Annotated in this window: 1 protein-coding gene; it reads left to right on the top strand. The window is 37.1% G+C overall.

The features are described 5' to 3' along the window. The coding region (gene wzz(fepE) / locus CHM34_RS18345) for an LPS O-antigen length regulator Wzz(fepE) (protein WP_094266049.1) at nucleotides 1-642 on the top strand (642 nt) is incomplete at its 5' end. Between the last annotated feature and the right edge of the window lie 3 nt (nucleotides 643-645).

Below are 645 nucleotides of genomic sequence, written 5' to 3'. Positions count from 1 at the left end.
CCTTTGTATGTCTCATGGACACTGAGCTTTACTGCACCAAGTGGTGAAGAAGCGCAAAAGGTTTTATCAGGATATATTGATTATGTGTCCGATCTGGTTGCTAAAGAATTTATGGAAGAAGTGAGAAATAAGCTTGAGATTAAAAATAAATTTGAGAGAGAGATGCTTGTACAAGATAAAATAAAAATAAAAAACCCATTGAAAGCTGATGTTAAACGTCTTGGTTATTCATTAGAAGTTGCTAATGCTGCGGGAATAAAAAAACCTGTCTTTGGTAATGGGCAATCTGTTAAAGATGATCCTGACTTCTCTGTTTCACTTGGTTCTGATGGAATAGCAAGTAAGTTGAATATTAAGAAGTCAATTTCTGATGTTACGGAATTGAGTGGGGATTTGTTGAACCGCCAATATCTTGTCGATGAATTGGCTCAAGTAAGTGTTAATGACATCAGCTTTATACCATTTAAATATCAGTTAAGCCCATCGTTGCCTGTAAAAAAAGATGGAGTTGGCAAGGTTATTATTGTGTTTGTCTCTTCCTTGATGGGAGGCGTGATTGCATGTGGTGCTGTTCTTCTACATCGTGCGATAGCTTCTCGGAGGCTAGAGATTATGGCTAAACTTGAAGATAAGTTGGCTTAAAAC

Source organism: Paludifilum halophilum, assembly GCF_002245355.1.
Lineage (GTDB): Bacteria > Bacillota > Bacilli > Thermoactinomycetales > DSM-45169 > Paludifilum > Paludifilum halophilum.
Note: the sequence above shows the minus strand (reverse complement) of the source record. Positions and strands in the feature narration are given on the sequence as shown.